1 protein-coding gene and 1 pseudogene are annotated in these 1,192 nt (G+C 74.4%); one reads left to right on the top strand and one right to left on the bottom strand.

What is annotated here, in order from left to right; all coding sequences use genetic code 11:
• A pseudogene (locus tag DBR36_RS17810) lies at positions 1-362 on the top strand (alpha-ketoglutarate transporter); the annotation flags it as partial.
• Between the two features lie 3 nt (positions 363-365).
• Here DBR36_RS17810 and DBR36_RS12665 read toward each other — a convergent pair.
• Positions 366-1,192: ADP-ribosylglycohydrolase family protein (locus tag DBR36_RS12665; RefSeq protein ID WP_181373592.1), on the bottom strand; the 827-nt coding region annotated here is incomplete at its 5' end.

Here is a 1,192-nt window from a genome sequence, read left to right as displayed (position 1 = left end):
TCCTGGGCGCGGGGGCCCTCGTGACCGCGGCCGCGCGCGTGACCTCGCCGGCCGCGGTGTTCGCGGTGCTCGTGCTGGCCTTCGCGGTGCTCACCTGTTACCTGTCGGTGAACGGCATCGCCAAGGCCGAGGTGTTCCCGGCGCACATACGCGCCTTGGGCGTCGGGTTCGGGTACGCCGTGTCGAACTCGCTTTTCGGCGGCACCGCTCCGCTGATGTTCCACGCCACCGGCGGTGGTGTCGGCTTCATCGTGTACCTGACGGTGCTGCTGGCGGTGACCGCCGGGGCTGCGATCGCGATGCGCGGTGGGGTCGGCACGGTGCTCGACGCGCCGCCCGGCGCGACCGCGCCGAAGCCGTAGGCCTCAGGCTCCGACCGCCACCCGCGCGCGGCGCGCGAGCTCGACCCCGTCGATCCCCGGCCACCCGTGCAGACCATCGGCGTGCGAGGCGGGCAGGGCGTCGGCGCCCCATATCGCGCCCGCGAGAGACCCGGCGATCGCGGCGACGGTGTCGGTGTCGTTGCCGCCGCGGACGGCGCGCTCGATGGCATCCAGCGGAGAGACGGCTCCCGACACGGCGGCGAGCGCACCCTGGAACGCGCGGACCACCCAGCCGTTCGCCTCGCGGAAGTCCCGCGGGTGCGCATCCAGGGCCTCGTCGATGAGGCCCGCCCACCTCTCGCGGCGCGGCGCCGGGACGAGGTCGAGCTGCGCGCGCATGTCGAGTTCGCCGAACAGGATGCCGTGCCGAACAGCACCGGACCACAGCGCGCAGGCGTCGACGTTGTCGTCCTCCCAGTGGGTCAGGCGGGCGACGGCGGCGGCTGCGACGGCGAGGTCCTGGCGCGGGCCGTCGAGCGAGCCCAGCGCGACGGGCCCGGTGCGCATGAGGGAGCCGTTGCCGGCGCTGCGGCCCGTGGCGTCGTGCACCCCGCGGGAGGCGGAGGTGATGGCATCCATTCCCGCCCCCGCAGGGATGCGGCCGAGCACCTGACGGGTCTGCGCGCCGACGTCGAGGGCGTCGCGTGCCCACTCCTGCCAGCGGGTCACGATCGCCGTGAGCGCGCGGGGATCGGTCAGCGACCGACCGGCGACGAGTGCGTCGAGGATCGGCACCGCCATGCTCGTATCGTCGGTCCACTCGCGTTCGCCGTGCCCGAAGCGACCGCGACCGAAGACCGGGGTGACGT

The organism is Microbacterium sp. HMWF026 (assembly GCF_003061325.1).
GTDB classification, from domain to species: Bacteria; Actinomycetota; Actinomycetes; order Actinomycetales; family Microbacteriaceae; genus Microbacterium; species Microbacterium testaceum_E.
The sequence above is the reverse complement of the archived record's forward strand: the minus strand, read 5'-3'. Positions and strand labels throughout refer to the sequence as shown.